Source organism: Pirellulales bacterium, assembly GCA_036499395.1.
Taxonomy (GTDB): Bacteria; Planctomycetota; Planctomycetia; order Pirellulales; family JACPPG01; genus JACPPG01.
In genome coordinates this window covers 1-16,874 of the sequence record DASYDW010000006.1, presented here as the reverse complement: position 1 = coordinate 16,874, position 16,874 = coordinate 1, and the positions used below count along the sequence as shown (strand labels likewise).

10 protein-coding genes and 1 rRNA gene are annotated in these 16,874 nt (G+C 59.2%); 7 read left to right on the top strand and 4 right to left on the bottom strand.

Annotated features, from left to right (window positions below; genetic code table 11):
- Window positions 1-538: 538 nt before the first annotated feature.
- Window positions 539-895, top strand: coding sequence for an Hpt domain-containing protein (locus VGN12_01015; protein HEY4308005.1), 357 nt, complete (start codon window positions 539-541; stop codon window positions 893-895).
- 48 nt (window positions 896-943) lie between these two features.
- Here the strand turns inward: VGN12_01015 and pgk are convergent, their stop codons facing one another.
- Complete coding sequence (pgk, locus tag VGN12_01010) at window positions 944-2,347, bottom strand: phosphoglycerate kinase (protein ID HEY4308004.1); 1,404 nt, start codon at window positions 2,345-2,347, stop codon at window positions 944-946.
- A gap of 166 nt (window positions 2,348-2,513) precedes the next feature.
- Here pgk and VGN12_01005 point away from each other — a divergent pair, with 166 nt between their 5' ends.
- From VGN12_01005 to tsaD, 4 genes are all read left to right on the top strand, one after another.
- The gene (locus tag VGN12_01005) at window positions 2,514-2,846 is read left to right on the top strand and encodes a hypothetical protein (protein ID HEY4308003.1); all 333 of its coding nucleotides are present in this window, start codon (window positions 2,514-2,516) and stop codon (window positions 2,844-2,846) included.
- Window positions 2,847-3,007: 161 nt separating this feature from the next.
- Window positions 3,008-3,646 (top strand): methyltransferase domain-containing protein, encoded by a 639-nt coding sequence (locus VGN12_01000; GenBank protein HEY4308002.1) that lies wholly within the window; start codon window positions 3,008-3,010, stop codon window positions 3,644-3,646.
- 196 nt (window positions 3,647-3,842) lie between these two features.
- Window positions 3,843-5,369: a S41 family peptidase gene (locus tag VGN12_00995; GenBank protein HEY4308001.1), complete on the top strand. Its 1,527-nt coding sequence runs from the start codon at window positions 3,843-3,845 to the stop codon at window positions 5,367-5,369.
- Window positions 5,370-5,587: 218 nt separating this feature from the next.
- Window positions 5,588-6,604 carry a tRNA (adenosine(37)-N6)-threonylcarbamoyltransferase complex transferase subunit TsaD gene (gene tsaD / locus VGN12_00990; protein ID HEY4308000.1) on the top strand — a complete coding sequence of 339 codons (1,017 nt, stop codon included), beginning with the start codon at window positions 5,588-5,590 and terminating at the stop codon, window positions 6,602-6,604.
- 91 nt (window positions 6,605-6,695) lie between these two features.
- Here tsaD and VGN12_00985 read toward each other — a convergent pair whose 3' ends face one another.
- Both VGN12_00985 and VGN12_00980 read right to left on the bottom strand, forming a co-directional pair.
- On the bottom strand, window positions 6,696-10,895 hold the full coding sequence (locus VGN12_00985; protein ID HEY4307999.1) for a hypothetical protein: 4,200 nt from the start codon (window positions 10,893-10,895) through the stop codon (window positions 6,696-6,698).
- Window positions 10,896-11,257: 362 nt separating this feature from the next.
- Window positions 11,258-12,226 (bottom strand): hypothetical protein, encoded by a 969-nt coding sequence (locus VGN12_00980; GenBank protein ID HEY4307998.1) that lies wholly within the window; start codon window positions 12,224-12,226, stop codon window positions 11,258-11,260.
- A 411-nt stretch (window positions 12,227-12,637) separates the two neighbouring features.
- Here VGN12_00980 and VGN12_00975 point away from each other — a divergent pair, with 411 nt between their 5' ends.
- Window positions 12,638-13,807: a trypsin-like peptidase domain-containing protein gene (locus VGN12_00975; GenBank protein ID HEY4307997.1), complete on the top strand. Its 1,170-nt coding sequence runs from the start codon at window positions 12,638-12,640 to the stop codon at window positions 13,805-13,807.
- A 98-nt stretch (window positions 13,808-13,905) separates the two neighbouring features.
- On the opposite strand, the gene VGN12_00970 is transcribed toward VGN12_00975, so the two are convergent.
- Complete coding sequence (locus tag VGN12_00970) at window positions 13,906-14,787, bottom strand: response regulator (protein HEY4307996.1); 882 nt, start codon at window positions 14,785-14,787, stop codon at window positions 13,906-13,908.
- Window positions 14,788-15,539: 752 nt separating this feature from the next.
- Between VGN12_00970 and VGN12_00965 the strand changes: the two genes are divergently transcribed.
- Window positions 15,540-16,874 (top strand): 16S ribosomal RNA (locus tag VGN12_00965); the annotation flags it as partial.

Here is a 16,874-nt window from a genome sequence, read left to right as displayed (position 1 = left end):
AAAGGGGAAGAGCAAAACGAATCTTCATGGGGAGGGTTCCTTCGCAATCACACAAGTTAGGGGAAATAGAGGCTACTTTCCTCTCCTGCCCGGTCGTATCGACGGCACTTTGCCGAAGGCGTTAACTGTGCAGACGTCTTTCTGGTCTTGCCGGTGCTATGCGGAGTACGGCTTGAAGGCAAATTGACGGATGTATGTGCTGGCCTGACGCACTTCTCGCGGCCCTACCCTGACGAATTCGTAGAATCGCTACGACCGCTTCGGCAGAACCGTCGTAAGCGGATCGACTCGTAAAACCGTAATGCACAACCTTCGCGCGTGAATGATGGGATCATTCCTGCGCGCCCTGTTTCGAGTGTTATGCTTTGGGGATGCAGTGCGCACCATGTCCCTGCACTGCGCGAGTCAGACCCCGGCCGTTCGGCCCCCGATCGAGATACAAGTTGTTGGGAAAGCACCTACATCGCGCCGTTTCGCGTGTGGTGCGTTCGACATTACTTGCTTCGTTGAGACGACAATTCCCGCAGGAGAACCGCTAATGTCAATGCGCGCGACGCCGACCGACGGGCTGTTGTATTCCTCGCTGGCATTTGATCCCGATCTGGCGCCGCTGGTTGACCTGTTCGTCGAGGATTTGCCGGATCGGGCCGAAATCCTGCTCGATCGAATGCAAGCTTCGGACTATGAAGGACTACGCCGCCTGGCACATCAGATGAGCGGCGCCGCGGGAAGCTACGGCTTCCAAGATATCACGATCGAGGCGGCCGCACTCGAGCAAATGCTCGTGCAGCACGCTAGCGAACAAGACGTCGCTGCGGCGGTGAATTCGCTAATTGACGTATTACGACGCGCACGCGGTGCCCATGGCTTTGACCGCGGCGACAGCGCCCATTAATCGACCGATAGCCGCTGGGCGCGACAACGTTCAGAGTAACGCTCGGTACTACTTTTGCGGAGCACGGGCGAGCGCCTGCAGGTAGGGAACCGGCTTGGCGCCGAGTGCGTTTAGCACAGTGCCCCCCGCCGTGAAAACGTGCGTTACCCAGTCTGGCTTTCCGTAGCGTTCCAGCGCGGTGCCCCCTTCGCCGCCGCCGATGTAAACCTCGATACCGGCTTCCTTCATGCGCTTGAGCTGTTCGATAAAGCGTCGCGTTCCTTGCTCGAAGCGTGGATCCTCGAACATCCCGAACACGCCGTTGTAAAAGGCCACCGCCGGCTGTGTACGCCCCGGCTGGTTGCGGACGTTCGCAAGAAACTGGCCGATCTTCAATTCGAATAATTCGCTTGTGCCAGGCCCGACGTCGAATTGCTGCTGACCGGGACCGATCGTGGTAGAAACGCTGCCGTCGGCCAGCACGAAGTCGATCGGTAGAACGAATTCAATGCCTTTGGCCTTGCCGGCCAATAGCATGCGACGCGCCTGTTCGACGCGCTCGGCCGGAATGAAGTACGGCTTATCGGCATGCGCGGGATCCTCGGCCACTCCAAGCGAGAAATCGTCACCCTCGGCTTGGGCTTCTGCCTTCTTCAACGCCATGGCCAGCGAACCGGCGGTAAAGACCCAACGGATCGTGCCGCGCGAAATCATGGCTTCGAGATCGTCCAGCTTATCAGCCTTCAGTCCGCTAAAGACGACCAGCTCCGTCGCCAGGCAGCGGTGCATCGGACCGTCGAACTCCTGGGCGACATATTCTCCCAGCGCCACACGTTGCATCCCGGCCGGAGCAATCGTACTCGATGAATCGAGGCTGCCGGCCGATAGCGCTTCGTTGATGTAAACCTGGGCCACGTTTTCACCAAGCTGATTCGCGAATTGTGCCAAATCTTCGGCCAGCTTCGGTGCATCGTCAGCCGTTGCTTCCCATAAGACGCGCTCGATCTTGTAGCGGCGCGTATTGTCGAGTACCAGGATGGATCCGGGCCCCGCGGCGCGAATCGCCGCCACGGCCTGGGAGGAAACCGCCTGCTTGGTCTCGTCCCACCAGTCGGTGATAAGTTCGACTTTGGTATCGAGCAATTCGCCGAGTCGTTGCGCCACCGCCTTGAGCGTTCCCTCGGGTTTGCGACCGATATGGCCGAAGATGATTTGCTTCCAGCCGCGCTTGCGCCCGAATTTCAACGTAGGCACCATCGAACGCAGGCGGATGTCTCCTTCGCCGATCTTGGCACCGGGCTTGGCATCGACGTCTCCTCGAACGAGCACGGCCGTGCCGGCAGGCACATCTGCAAGTGATGATAGCCGCGGGATCGATTTGAGATAGTCTTGCAATTGTTGGGCCGGCTGGTACTTGTCCGGATCGATGAGTGCCTGACACCAAGGAATCAATTGCGCCGCGGTAACCGACATATTGCACACCCTCGTTTAGGAATCGCCTATTGGCTGCTGTGCCTTGCGAGACAACATATCACACCCACCTTGGGCGCCGGGAGGGGGACCCGGTCGCGATGAACCGTAAGGTTCGGGCAGTTCGAATGAGTCGAAGAATTCCCGTCCGCCGGCGAATGACTAACCGGTGGCGATGAACTTTGCGCTCAAGCAGGGGGGGATCGTGATGAATCAACCTAAGAAGCACGTACGCTACTCCGTTTTCAATTTTTTTTCCTTTGCACTTAAGACTCCGGAGCAGATCCTGGTCGAGACGCAATGGACGACGGTCGTGGTGCTCGTTGGCGTAGCCCTCTTCGCCCACAATCCGCTGCCGCTATTTCCCGCAGCCGTATTGCTCATGGGGCTATATGGGTATAGTTCCCGCCGTGCGACCCTGGCCGAGACCGCGCCTGCGGTCGAATATGACCAGGCATTGAACCCCGCGATGCCGCAGGCGACGGCGCAGAGCGAGGGGTAAAGGACGCTCGTTATCTGTTGCCGTTTGGGATAAATGGATTTGGACGTTAGCACGCCCGTTGCGGTGCGCGGGTTGTCTTGGTCGTTTTCACTCGCTATTCTCCGGAGCGGCAAGCCTTAGCACCCCCCGCGCGCCCGCGCATTTCCCAACGAGCATGCGGAATGCTTCACGACCATCGTTTGTTCCTTCGCCAATTCCGCGAGAATTTCGAGACCACGGGTTCGATTGCCCCCAGCAGTCGGTGGCTTGCCCAGGCCCTGGCACGGTTTGTTCCCGGTGGCGCCGCGCCGCGCCGGATTCTCGAGGTGGGTCCGGGAACGGGAGCCGTCACGCGGTGGATCGTTCGAACGCTCGGACCGCATGACACTCTTGACCTGGTCGAGATGAATGACCAATTCGTGGCCCATCTGCGCGAGCTCTTTGAAAATGATCCGGAACTACAGCGATGCGCGTCCCGAGTGCGCATTCTGCACCTGCCGGTGCAGGAACTGCCCGTCGACGGCGGCTACGATGCGGTTGTTTCCGGGCTGCCGCTCAACAATTTCTCCGGAGCGCTGGTCGAGCAATTGCTCGCGGCTTTGGTGGGCTTGCTGGCCGAGGGAGGGACGTTGTCGTTCTTCGAATATATTGCCGTTCGAAAGGTGAAGCTGCTCATCAGCCGTGGCGATGAGCACACCCGATTACGTACGATCAGCGAGCATCTGGACCAGTTACTTGGCCCTCATGAGTTTCGCCGCGATTATGTGCTGCGAAATCTCCCCCCGGCCTGGGTACACCACGTGCGGATGGTGCAGATTTAGCGATCGCGAGTGCTGAGCCTACGGCAATCGTCTTGAGATGCGTGGGCACGCGAGCCGTTCTTGTCCGTTCCCAGGCATGAATCTATACTAGTTAAGTCCAGAAAAGCCGGCACGTTACGATTGCTTCAGGTGAACGACATCACGTTGATCGCCGGCTTATTACCGACGACCAAGGAAGGCGAAAGGAAGGTTTGCCATGCGCTTGCGCGCGAATTTGTTGGCTCTTCTTACGATTGTGACGATTACGGTTCCGACCGCCGGTTGGGCGGAAGAGCCGACGTCAGGCGAGGCCACCAAGTCCGAGCAAACCGCGGATAAAAAGGACACTCCCGATAAGGAATCCGCCGCCAAGAGCGCCGCGGAAGAATACGAGCTGCAAAAGCTCTTCGCCGACACGCTCGACCAGGTCGAGCGCAACTACGTAAAAAACATCAGTCGTCGCGAGCTGATGGAAGCAGCCATTCATGGTGTGCTCGGAAAGCTCGATCAATACTCCAACTACATCAGCCCTGAAGAGATCGGGCAGTTCAAGACCAGCGTCGAAAATCAATTCGGCGGCATCGGCATTCAGATCGATCTAACGCGCGATGGTCGATTGGTCGTTATCAGCCCGCTGGTGGGCAGCCCGGCCTATCGCGCCGGTATGCAGGCCGGCGACCATATCGTGGCCATCGAAGGCAAGCCGACTGACGACATCCGCAGCGTGCAGGATGCCGTAACCAAGCTCAAGGGCGAGCCGGGCACCAAGGTCACGATCACAACCCTGCGCCCCAGCACCGGCGATCGTCGTACGCTGTCGATCGAGCGCGAGTTGGTGCATCTGGAAACCGTCATGGGAGACCAGCGCAAAGGGGATGATAGCTGGGACTTCATGCTCGATCACGACCGTAAAATCGGCTACATCCGCATCACCAGCTTCAGCCGCGATACGGAACACGATTTGGCCCAAGCCTTGGCCGAACTGAAGCGAGAAAAAGTTCGGGGCTTGATTCTTGATTTACGCTTCAATCCCGGGGGGCTGCTAACGTCGGCAATCGGCGTGGCGGATTTGTTCGTCACCCAGGGCAAGATCGTGAGTACCGAAGGGCGCAACACCAAATCGCGCAGTTGGGATGCCCAGGAGGAAGGAACTTACGAGGGTTTTCCGATGGTCGTCCTGGTGAATCGCTACAGCGCCAGTGCCAGCGAAATCGTTTCGGCCTGCCTGCAGGATCATCATCGGGCACTCGTCATCGGCGAGCGCACCTGGGGTAAGGGGAGCGTGCAGAACGTTATCGAACTGGAAGGGGGCAAGAGCGCACTGAAGCTGACCACGGCCAGCTACCAGCGTCCCAGCGGCAAGAATATTCATCGCTTTCCCGATGCGTCGGAAGCCGACGAATGGGGCGTTAAGCCGGACCACGGCTACGATCTGAAGCTCGATGAAGGAGAGCTATTAGGCTTGATGACTTATCGTCACGATCGCGACATTCTGCTCGTGAACCATCATGGTGCCAAGGACGATGACAAGCCCCGGGCGATCGAGAACAAGCCGGCCACGCCACCGGCGGAAAATGTCGCCGACGAGGGAAAGAAATCCGTCGAAGAGAAGCCAGCCAGCGAGAAGCCCGATGTTCCGGCTGAGGGAACTGAGAAGACTGCCGCCAAGAAGTCGGCATATGTCGATCGTCAGTTGCAGAAGGCGCTTGACTATCTAAATGGCGAATTGGCGAAGGCGAATTAGCCAATTTCGCCACACCCTGCCTCGTTCGTCGTTCGTTGAACAGACGAAGGGCGAGGGACGTTGCAAGGCGCTTTCGCCCCTTCACCGGCAGCTTTGCGGCATGGCCAGCCGCTCATTGGCGATGCGCCCCACTTCCCGTTTATTCGTGTCGGAATCACAATGCCGATGACGCAATTGCCTTTGGCCCATCCCGCTTTCCATAGTTGCTTGGTTCTTGAATGTATTTATTGACGATCGAATCCACGTGCGATGAAACGGCCGCCGCGATTATCGGCGATGACCTGCAGGTTCGTAGTGCAGTCGTTGCCTCGCAGGAGAAATTGCACGAGCGTTTCGGCGGCGTCGTGCCTGAAATCGCCTCGCGGGCGCACCTGGAACGGATGCTACCCGTGATCGACGAGGCGGTGCGCCACGCCGATATCTCGCTCGCCGACATTGATGCGATCGCCGTAGCCACTACGCCGGGCCTGGCCGGGTCGCTGTTGGTGGGGCTCGCTGCCGCTAAGGCATTATGCGTGGCGTTGGACCGGCCGTTGGTGGCGATCAATCATTTGCACGCGCATGTTTATGCCTGTCGGATCGCCGCTGGGCGCGACGTCTTTCCCTGTATTGGCCTGATCGTCAGCGGCGGACACACGAGCCTGTATCGCTGCCGGGATCCGCTCGCTTTCGAGTTGCTGGGGGGAACGATCGACGACGCGGCCGGCGAGGCCTTTGACAAAGTAGCCAGCTTGCTCGGCCTGGGCTTTCCCGGCGGCCCCGCTATTCAACGGGCTGCCGCGAACGGCAATCCGCTTGCTTATCGTTTTCCCCGCTCCTTCCTTCACGAGCCGCGGTTGCAATTCAGTTTTAGCGGTCTCAAGACCGCGGTGCGATATTGCCTGGCCCCAGCGGGGACGCCGCTGCCGAACGTTGAGGAACTCAGCCCTCAATTCGTTGCCGACGTCGCGGCCAGCTTTCAAGAGGCGGTGGTCGACGTGCTGGTGGCGAAATCCCTGGCCGCGGTGCGCGAGACGGACTTCAATCGACTGTGCGTTGGTGGCGGAGTCGCAGCGAATGCCCGCTTTCGCGAGCGGATGAACGCGGCGTGCGGCGAGCGCGATATCGAGCTGCACATCGCTCCGCTGGCGCTCTGCACCGACAACGCCGTGATGGGGGCCATCGCCATGGAACGGCTGAAGGCCGGATTGGTCGAGACTCTCGACCTGGACATCATGCCGGGGCTAGTACGGTAAGGATGCTGCGCCTGGCGAGGACAAGGCGCGCAGGAATTGGCAGAAGATTTACCGAGCGCACGTTTAACAGGTGGCCTTCGCCGGCGACTACTTAGAAGCCGCCCGAGCCCGAGCCGCTTGAGCCGCCCAAACCGCTGCCGCCGCCAAAGCCCGAACCGGACGTCCCGCCGCCGCTCGTGCCGCTGGAGCCCGTAACGTAGTTAAATGTGTTCACCTGGCTGATACCCGAGAAGGTTGGCAGTGGGCTAACGCGCACATAGCGCCGATCGTGCAGTACAACGGCCGGCATGACGCTCATAGACGCACCAGACGGCAACACGGTAATGACCGGTTGATAGCCAACCGCACCACGTAGGAAGAACGGAGCGAATGCGGCGCCGCCAGTGGCCGGCCCAATGCCTCGACTATTCAAAAAGTCTGTGAGCGTGCCAGGATTCGCCGCGGCCGCGAGCTGCTGTCCCAGGATCTGCTGGCCGACATGGACTTGCTTGGCGACCGCCGTAGCGAGTTGTTGCTTTTCCACGGGTTCCAAGCGGCGTCCCCCCTTCAGGTCGAAGACGATCAAGGCCTCGTCATCCTTTAGTGCGATCTGTTTGTGAATCCGCGATTCGAATTTGCTGAGATAGTGCGTGTAGATGTCGACCGTCACCTTGCCCGTCGTAATCTTGCCCCACGAGCGCTTAATTAGTGCCCGATAAACGCCGTCATAGCCGGTTGGGCAAACGTATGATTCCGAGGCCGATACGGCGGACTTCTTATCCAGCTTGCGCGAACCATCTAGCAAAACTCCGCCGCCGACGGTACGCGGTTCGCGTGCTGAGCAAACGGTTCCCCCCGGCTCTTCTACCACCAGGTCGACATCAGCCTCACCGGACCAACTGACCACCAGCACCACGTCGCGAATCAGGGACTGATCGAGCTTTTGTTGATAGGCATCGGCTTCGGCTTTGCGCCCCTCAGTGCGTAACCGGTCGAGCGTGGCGGCGGCAACGTTGTACGCCTCTTGCCAGACACTCGCTTCTTTGTCGTCCCAGGCCAGGCTGAGAATACCGACCGTGGCCCACTGCAATGCGTCGAGGTCGTCCAGCTTCTTGGCAATGCGCAAGCCCAACACGTACGGACGCGGCGCGACCGGCATCGCGACCGATAGTTGTCGGAAAATTTGCAGCGCGCGTTTTTCCAGTCCGATTTCGTCCATGTACTCGGCCAGATAGAGCAAATGATCTGGGCCTTGCACGAAGTCGACTGCCGACATGAACGTCCGTTCGATATCCGGCAGCGAGCGACTGTCGGCTTGCATCGCCAACCCCATCGCCTCGTACATCCAAGGCTGCGGCTGTTGGTTCTTGATGGCCGCCATGATCAGCGCGACGACTTCCTTGTACTTCTTTTCGCCCGTCAACTGGCGAACGGTTTCGCGTACGGCTTCCGGCGCCTCATTATGCGTGGCGAAATAATCATTCCAGACCGTGTCAGGGTCGCCGCCGGCTGGAACCTTGATGCGCGTGGCGTGCTTCGTGGAGCTGGCGGGCTTCTCATCACTCGCGGACTTGGCATCACCAGCCGGTTTCTCATTGCCGGCGGGCTTCGTGGCGGCCGTCGGTTTTGAAGCGCTGGCGGATTTGGAATTAGGAAGCGTTACGCTCGTTGCCTTCTTCGCCGGCGCCTTCCCTTCCGGTTCAGCAGATGCGGTGTCAGTCGCGGAATTTTTGCTGTTAGCGGACTTGGTCGGCGTGAGCTTTAGATCGTCCTTGACGGCAAACATGCCGCCGCCACCCATGCCGCCCATACCGCCGCCACCCATACCGCCACCCATACCACCCATGCCGCCGCCCATACCACCGCCCATGCCGCCACCCATACCACCGCCCATGCCGCCGCCCATGCCGCCGCCCATACCACCGCCCATGCCGCCCATGCGAGTCATGACCGGAATGACGAGGTCGGCGACGGGATAGACGCGCGTGGTCAGAATTTCGTCCGCCTTTTCCTTCGACGTGATCTTCAGCACCTCGTCCTGGACGACGTACGTTAGATCGAACTCTTCCAGAATCAGACGCAGAGCGCTGCGCAGGCTGATGCCCTTGACGCTTTTGCTCACCGGTGCCGAAGGATCGACCGCGGCATCGGTCAGGCCCTTGGCGTCGAGTTGAATCTCGATTTCATGCTTGCTCTTGATGTAGTCCACAACGTCGGAAAGCGGTGTGTCGGCGAACTCGAGTTCCGTCGTGTTCCCTAACTCGCGATAGATCTTTTCTTCCGAGGAGCCGGGCTGATACAGGCTGACCGCTTCGGCGTACTTCTTGCGACGCTCGGTCTTAAGCATCCACTCTTCGGCCGAGGGATAAATGATCGGCGGTTCGTCCGACTGCGGAATGTGCGCCACTTCCGTCGCGTACAGCATTTCTACGACCCCCTTGTGACGACGGCGAACCAACTCACGCATGTCGTACACATAGCCCATCGTGCGCGCGACCGTCGGCGACATGGCCGTGGCCACGGCGTCGCCCGGCTCGGGAGTGTTGCGTAAAGCCGGCGGGATGTTGTGAGCGCGATCCGCTTCCTCTTCGGCTGCGCGGAACTGGCGTTCATCCAGTAGCGACTCGAAGCGGGCCAACAACTGATCCGCCTTTTGCTGATTGATGACCAACTCGCGATTAATCTGCTTGCGCGCGTCGGCCTCGGCCTGAACTTCCTGGGCGCGCAAATCACGTTCGACCTTCTCCGACGCACGGCGCGACGCGTCCTGTAACGCGATCTCGAGTTGCGAAGCCAGCTGCGCCCGCTGTCCGGCATCCAGCTCAGGTGCCTTGCGAACATGTTCCAATTCGAGCTTCAGGTTATCGATTACAATTTCGGGGTCGCTGGCCATGTGCGTACGCGCCTCGTTGATCGTGGTGCGCACTTCGGTTTGCATCGCTTGCTGCAATACGCGACGGTCACGGTCTACGACTTCCAATAGTCCGCCGTCCGCTTCCGCATCTTCCGCGGGAGCAGACTCGGTACCGTCTTCATTGAGCTTCGCGAACTTCATTGCCGGCGCCGGCTTGTCGGATTGCGCTTGCCGCTCGGCGACGCGCACGATCGCGCTCGCCTCGGCATCGGCGCCATTTGCCTGCAGGGCTTGTTCAGCGAGGCGGCGTGCCTCTTCGGTATTACCCGAGGCGAGGGCCACGCGTCCCAAGCGATTCAATCCTTCGGCGTCTTCGGAGTACATGCGGCGCAACTCGTTCAGGCCCTGGGTGCCTAGCGCTGGCAGGGAAACTCCGCCGTCGCGCTGGGCGGCATCCACCAGCGGCGCGAGAAACGCGAAATCGGTATTGGAAGTTGCCGCGGGAACCTGCCACTGCAAATCGGCATTTTTCCCGTCGGCATCGGCTGTCATTTTGATCGTGGTCGGTTGGGTCAGGCTTCCTTTGCCAACCACAATCGTGTCACGGTCGTAGCGTAGCGGCAGGGGCCGTTTGCCCGACACTGGATGCAGCGAGTTCGGCAGGGTCAGGCTTTTGGGCCAAATGACGGGCGTCTGTACGGCGGCCGCGAGCAAGTTGCCGAACTGCGCGCCGGTGTAATTCTCTCCGTCGACGGCCATGACGCCGCCCGTTTGATTGGCCAGGCACGCCAACAAGGGAATATCAACACGTGGCCCCACGGCGTAACTATTGACCGGCACATGCTGCGCGGCCAAGCGGTCAACCAAAGGATGCATCGAATCGCTGACCAGCAGATTGGCGGTGCTCATACCGTCGCCGATGTACAGTGCGGCGCGGCCGCGCGCCGCCCCTTTCGCGTTTTCGAACGAATCCGAAGCGGCCGTCAGCGCACCGGCCATATCGGTCGCACCCAGCGGTACGCGTTCGCGCAATGCCGTCAACGCGGCGCGGGTCTCGGCGCTGTTGGGACCTGCAAATCGATTCATCAGCGGAATCGCATTGAGATCGACAGCGAATAGTTGCACCTGATCTCCAGCGGCGAGTCCGGCAAGAGTTGCGTCCAGTGCCGCCAGTGCCTTGTCGCGGTACGCGCCGGTCTGGCTGGCCGACGTATCGAACAGAATGACCACGTCGCGTGGCTTGGTCGCCGGACGAGGAGTCGTCGGTGTAAGGCTCAGCGAAAAATAGTCTTGCCCGTCTTTGGCAAACGAGTCGAGACGCGCTCCCTCCTGCTTCGGTGAGTTCAGATCTGCCTCGGGGCTTTTGACAGGCGCCGCTCCTCGCGCGATCATAGCGCTTGCAAGAGCGAGTGCAGCCCAGGCACAGCCAACACACAACGATCGACTGCTCATTGTCATGATTGAAAACTCCCCTAGAACGCGGCGCGGACGCCGGGGGCCTCCGTGTTCCGTAACGGGTGCCGTCACAGTAGCGTGATATGCGGCCGGAAATGGCCGTAGCAATACCAGCCTTAAGTGTATTCAAGCGGCTAGACTTATGCCAACGAAAAAAGCCCGCCTTTTGCCCTGGGGAGGGGCAAACAACGGGCCTTTATCACGCTAACGATCGCGCCGCCCCGATGAGTCAAATCGAGGGGTGTCGCGGGGGCGAGGGTAGTCCAAACCGCGCGAGTCGCCATTCTGCTAGCGACGGGGGCTGGTTTTGCTGCCAAGCTCCGAAAATACCGACCCCCACCGGCCGGTAAGAGCCCACAGAAGTCCTACAAAGCGATCAGCGTTCCGCTGACCCGAATCGCGCTTTTTGTCGAGCGGTCGCCTTTCAGGTCATTTCGGTTGGCGGCGTGCTCTGCTTGTTGGACGATCTTCGGCAACCAAGAAACCAGTTCTCGTGAGGCCGCGGCAATCGTGGCATCACGGCCGGCGTTCAAGAAACGGATCAGGTGCCACGCTGTCCGGCCAGCCTCGCGGCAGAATTCCGCCAGTGGCAGGTTCGATCGATCGTCACCCCAAACGGCGATCGCGGGATTCGAAGGTACCGAGCAATCCCCCCAGGCGAACTCGCACCGGCTGCTGTGCTCGATCGCGTGGCTCCAGACCAGGCTGTCCGGCACGCCACCAAAGGCCGCCGCAGCGCCGATCGCCATTTCCTCGCTGGTCACCGGGGCATTGCTGACCTCGGCGGTTGAAATTGCTGCTTCATCGCGCCAAGCCATCTCGTCGCCAGAGTAAACCTGCAGGGCGGAAAACTGCCCTGCCAACGCCTGACCGCAAGGCCAGGGACCGATGATGCAGCCGATGAACTCGGCGTCGACCGCTTCGACAGTAGCTTCGTCCGCTGCAAACTTGCAGACCGACTCATTGGATACAGCCGACGAAAGGTTGCCGCAAGCAAGGTCGCAGGCTGTTTCGTCGTCCAGATAGATCACCATCACCAGCGGCATTCCCTGCATCGGCATGACAATCCAGCCTTCGGCGCCGGGCACCGGAGAAGACGCCTCGGCTGGCTCGACGTCGGCGAGGGATGTTTCCACATCGTTCGTCAGCAGATCGTCTGCGCAACCAAGACTGCCCGGACATTGCCACCCGTCGGCTGCTTCGTCGATATCCATTCGGTAGACGTCGATCGGTCGGCCGGTGGATTCATGCCCCCCGTCGGCGAATCCCACGGCCAGCAACAGCGTTGCGAAAGTGCCAAAAAATAAGAGCAAACTCGCTCTGGAGCGACGCATTCGTAAATCTCCAGTGGATAAGAGATCAACTTAGGGGGGGCGCGCCGCAGCCAATCTTGCCGCAGTCAGAGCGCCGCGTTGGATAAATCAAGGTTGGTAAACGTATCGGTGTTCGTAGGCTGGGGGCATTAGGCAAGTGGCAGGCGAAGCGGTTATTCGCTTTGACTTTGCGTATCGTGCGAATGCGCGAGAGCCTGCGCGAAATGCCGACTTTGCCGGGCGATGCCGCGATACGCGCGAAGCCAACAATCAAGGCCGCGCGGCTTTGGCGTTGAGGGCAACGAGGCCTGCTTTGCTCGAGAATCGAACGGTCCGATCCGCCTGCCGGATGCTCTCGCACCGTCGCGCCGAATTGCTTATCGTGTGCGGCCCACGGTAGTTGTGGCCACGTCTTTACCAGGTTGTCGCGTTATGAAGAACTACGCGCTGTGTTGCCTCGTTTCCGGAATTGTCGGCGCCTTCGTGGCCAGTTATTGGCAGGAAGGAATCGCAACAACCAGCGTTGAAGCGCAAGAACCACGGCACGGCAAGTTTCAGGACGCCGAGATTGCCCATCGGATGCCGTCCCCGTTACCGCCGGTTGCGCCTGTCGACGAATTCACGCCCGAGGAACGGATCAACATCGCCGTTTATGAAAACGTCAACCGCAGCGTGGTGAATATCAACACCAAGGTGCGGACCGAGGCCTTTTTCTTTCTCGAGGTCCCGACCGAAGGAATGGGCTCTGGGTCAATACTGGACAAGTCAGGGCATATCCTTACGAATTATCATGTCATCGAAGGGGCGAAGGAGATCGAAGTCTCGCTGTTTAACGGCAAGTCGTTCGTCGGAAAGCTCGTCGGGGCGGATCCCAGCAGCGATCTGGCCGTGATTTCGATCGAAGCTCCGCCCGAACTGCTGTATCCGGTTACGATTGGCGAGTCGTCGCAACTAAAAGTCGGACAGCAGATTTACGCGATCGGTAATCCTTTCGGCCAGGAGCGATCGCTAACCACGGGCATTATTTCGAGCCTCAACCGTTCTCTGCCCATTCGCAATCACGTGCGGCTGCGTTCGATCATTCAAATCGATGCCGCGATTAACCCTGGCAATTCGGGAGGCCCGCTCTTAGATAGTCACGGTCGGCTCATCGGCATGAATACGGCCATTGCCAGTCGCACCGGGCAAAGTACCGGCGTGGGTTTCGCTATTCCTGCGAGCACTATTTCGCTGTTTGTGCCGCAACTGATCGAGAAGGGGCGAGTCATCCGTCCGGAAACAGGCATCACGCGCGTTTATGAAACTGAACACGGACTGTTAGTCGCCGGGTTGGTGCCCGGCGGCCCGGCCGAAGCGGCAGGCCTGCGCGGGCCGCAGCTACGCCGCGATCGCCGCAAGCAGGGGCCGTTCGTACTGGAGACGCAACAGGTCGATCGCTCGGCGGCCGACCTGATTACGGCCGTCGATAACCTACCGATCACGACCGCCGATCAATTCCTCTCGGCAGTAGAGAGTAAGCTACCCGGCGATCAGGTCTCGATCACAGTGCAACGGCAAGGGCAGGAAGTCGTGGCACATTTGCGATTGGTCGAGGCGCAATAAGTGCGACCAAGTGACGGGGGCGAAGACTTCACCGGTCTCGACCCTAGGATGATGCCGCAAGTAGCGGCACGCGTGACGGGTTTAACCCGTGTCGCTCTCTAGAGGACTTCTCGCACATTTTGCCGCACCGCTTCATGTGCGTCGGCCCGCATTACTGCGTGAAATTCCTGGTTGCAGGACAAGCAGATGAATCGTTGAACTGCATCCAACGGTATTGGATGACGTAAGGGCAGTTTAGTTCCGCAACGCGGACACGCTTCGATGGCATCGACCAACAGGCGGTGCAGATCCTCGGCATCCCAGAAGCGCGGCAGGAAACGGTCGATTCCCAAATTGGCAAAGTGCCAGGCGTCATCTGCTTCGCTGCTGCCGATGACGATCAAGTCCGGCCGGACGGCGCGCAGTTCGTCCGCGAGCAAGCCCTGATCGAGATCCGCGAATAGACAATCGAGAATCGTCACGCCGATGTCGGGCTCGCTTTGCAAGATAACCTTGGCGTCGCAGGCATTCCCGGCAAGGTGCGCGGCGTAACCTGCGGCGTGCAGAGTGTCGCCGGCCAGCTTGGCAATGGTGCGTGATTGAGAAACGACGAGCATGCTGCCAGGCAGCTGAGGTCGTCCGTAGTTCGTCGCCTGGCGAACCGCGCCGGCCACCTCGGTCAGTGAGAAGGGCTTCTCGATGAACGAGAATACGTTGGCTTGTTCAGCCCGTGCCTTTAGCTCTTGCGACGGAAAGCCGGTAATCAGGATGGTCTGCAAGTTGGGGTTTGCAGCGCGAACAGCTTCTGAGACCTGTAGTCCGTCGATCGGACTGCGCAACATCCAGTCGGCGATGAGCACACTCGGCAACCAACTCGTACCGAAATCAACGGCGGCCTCGGCCGTAGTAGCTGTACGGACTTCGTGTCCTTCACGCGTCAACCAGTCGCGCAGAAACACACCATACTGTGGCTCATCGTCGACGATCAGCACGCGTGACATGAGAGTTCCTTTGCGGCAGGATGGTCAGGCGAGCGGATGCCCGCGGCAGCCCGGGATCGAATACATCAGAGAAGCATGTTGTTGGTTGGGCTATCCACTACAGAGCTTACAAATTCGCGGCGTTTTCGTCGAAGCCGATTTTTTCTCAAGTTGCCGATTGTCGTGAGCTTGCCCTGAATCTCGGAGCGATCGACCTGTGAGTCGATCGAACGGCTAGGCGGCATAATCCTTGACCCCACGGGCTGGGCCATTACGGCAAATTGTTGGACGTATCCTTGCGCCGCGGCGATTCCTCAAGGCTTAAAGAAGCCTCCGGAATCACGCATTACCAAGTTGGCGAATCCCGGAGGTTTGGTAGGGCCAAGAGTTTGATTCGGGACAGCTAGAGACGAGCGCCGAGGGGGTTAACAGGGCGGAGAAAGAAATGTTTCACAGAACCGCTTGACGAGTCCCGACGTATCAATACAATGACCGATCCCAGCCACGAGCCTGACGCAAGTCGAGCGAGTGGCGGGGAGAGTTTGATCTTTGACAATTTGGTAGTGATCCCAAGTTAATTTTTTCAGCCAGCACAAGACTGTGACTGAAGCTCGGGATGCGTCTTGCTGGAGAGGTAACTCTCCGGGAAGAGGTATTGCGAGCGATTACTTAATCAGACCGTTTCAGTTTGGATTAACAGCTCCGGTCGAATCGTTGCGGCAAGTAGACTTCGGTCTGTGTGACGTAAAGGTTCGGTCGGGTTAAGCAAACAACAATTGAAGGGTTTGATCCTGGCTCAGAATGAACGTTGGCGGCGTGGATTAGGCATGCAAGTCGAGCGAGAAGCCCCGCAAGGGGTGGAAAGCGGCGTAAGGGAGAGGAACACGTGGTTCATCTGCCCTCAGGTCCGGGATAGCTGCGGGAAACTGCAGGTAATACCGGATGACATCTCCGGATCAAAGGTGTGATTCCGCCTGAGGATGAGACCGCGTCCTATTAGCTAGTTGGTGGGGTAATGGCCTACCAAGGCAATGATGGGTACCGGGTGTGAGAGCACGACCCGGCTCACTGGGACTGAGACACTGCCCAGACACCTACGGGTGGCTGCAGTCGAGGATCTTCGGCAATGGGCGCAAGCCTGACCGAGCGACGCCGCGTGTGGGATGAAGGCCTTCGGGTTGTAAACCACTGTCAGAGGGGATGAAATGCGTAGGGGTTCTCTCCTACGTTTGACATAGCCTCAGAGGAAGTACGGGCTAAGTTCGTGCCAGCAGCCGCGGTAAGACGAACCGTACGAACGTTATTCGGAATCACTGGGCTTAAAGGGTGCGTAGGCGGCGGCGCAAGTTGGGTGTGAAATCCCTCGGCTCAACCGAGGAACTGCGCTCAAAACTGCGTTGCTTGAGGGAGATAGAGGTGAGTGGAACTTAGGGTGGAGCGGTGAAATGCGTTGATATCCTAAGGAACACCAGTGGCGAAAGCGACTCACTGGGTCTCCACTGACGCTGAGGCACGAAAGCTAGGGTAGCGAACGGGATTAGATACCCCGGTAGTCCTAGCCGTAAACGATGAGCACTGGGTTGAAGGGTCCTCCATAGCCCTTCAGCCGTAGCGAAAGTGTTAAGTGCTCCGCCTGGGGAGTATGGTCGCAAGGCTGAAACTCAAAGGAATTGACGGGGGCTCACACAAGCGGTGGAGGATGTGGCTTAATTCGAGGCTACGCGAAGAACCTTATCCTAGTCTTGACATGCACGGATTAACTCCTGGAAACAGGAGCCAGGCCTTCGGGTACAACGTGCACAGGTGCTGCATGGCTGTCGTCAGCTCGTGTCGTGAGATGTCGGGTTAAGTCCCTTAACGAGCGAAACCCTTGTCACTAGTTGCCAGCGCGTCATGGCGGGGACTCTAGTGAGACTGCCGGTGTTAAACCGGAGGAAGGTGGGGATGACGTCAAGTCCTCATGGCCCTTATGACTAGGGCTGCACACGTCCTACAATGGCACGCACAAAGGGAAGCAAACTCGCGAGAGCAAGCAAATCCCAAAAAACGTGCCCCAGTTCGGATTGCAGGCTGCAACTCGCCTGCATGAAGCCGGAATCGCTAGTAAT

Excerpts from the sequence above, each read along its gene's own strand:
- VGN12_01015 (HEY4308005.1), top strand. The coding sequence starts at position 539 with ATGTCAATGCGCGCGACGCCGACCGACGGGCTGTTGTATTCCTCGCTG.
- pgk (HEY4308004.1), bottom strand. The coding sequence starts at position 2,347 with ATGTCGGTTACCGCGGCGCAATTGATTCCTTGGTGTCAGGCACTCATC.
- VGN12_01000 (HEY4308002.1), top strand. The coding sequence starts at position 3,008 with ATGCTTCACGACCATCGTTTGTTCCTTCGCCAATTCCGCGAGAATTTC.
- VGN12_00995 (HEY4308001.1), top strand. The coding sequence starts at position 3,843 with ATGCGCTTGCGCGCGAATTTGTTGGCTCTTCTTACGATTGTGACGATT.
- tsaD (HEY4308000.1), top strand. The coding sequence starts at position 5,588 with ATGTATTTATTGACGATCGAATCCACGTGCGATGAAACGGCCGCCGCG.
- VGN12_00985 (HEY4307999.1), bottom strand. The coding sequence starts at position 10,895 with ATGACAATGAGCAGTCGATCGTTGTGTGTTGGCTGTGCCTGGGCTGCA.
- VGN12_00980 (HEY4307998.1), bottom strand. The coding sequence starts at position 12,226 with ATGCGTCGCTCCAGAGCGAGTTTGCTCTTATTTTTTGGCACTTTCGCA.
- VGN12_00975 (HEY4307997.1), top strand. The coding sequence starts at position 12,638 with ATGAAGAACTACGCGCTGTGTTGCCTCGTTTCCGGAATTGTCGGCGCC.
- VGN12_00970 (HEY4307996.1), bottom strand. The coding sequence starts at position 14,787 with ATGTCACGCGTGCTGATCGTCGACGATGAGCCACAGTATGGTGTGTTT.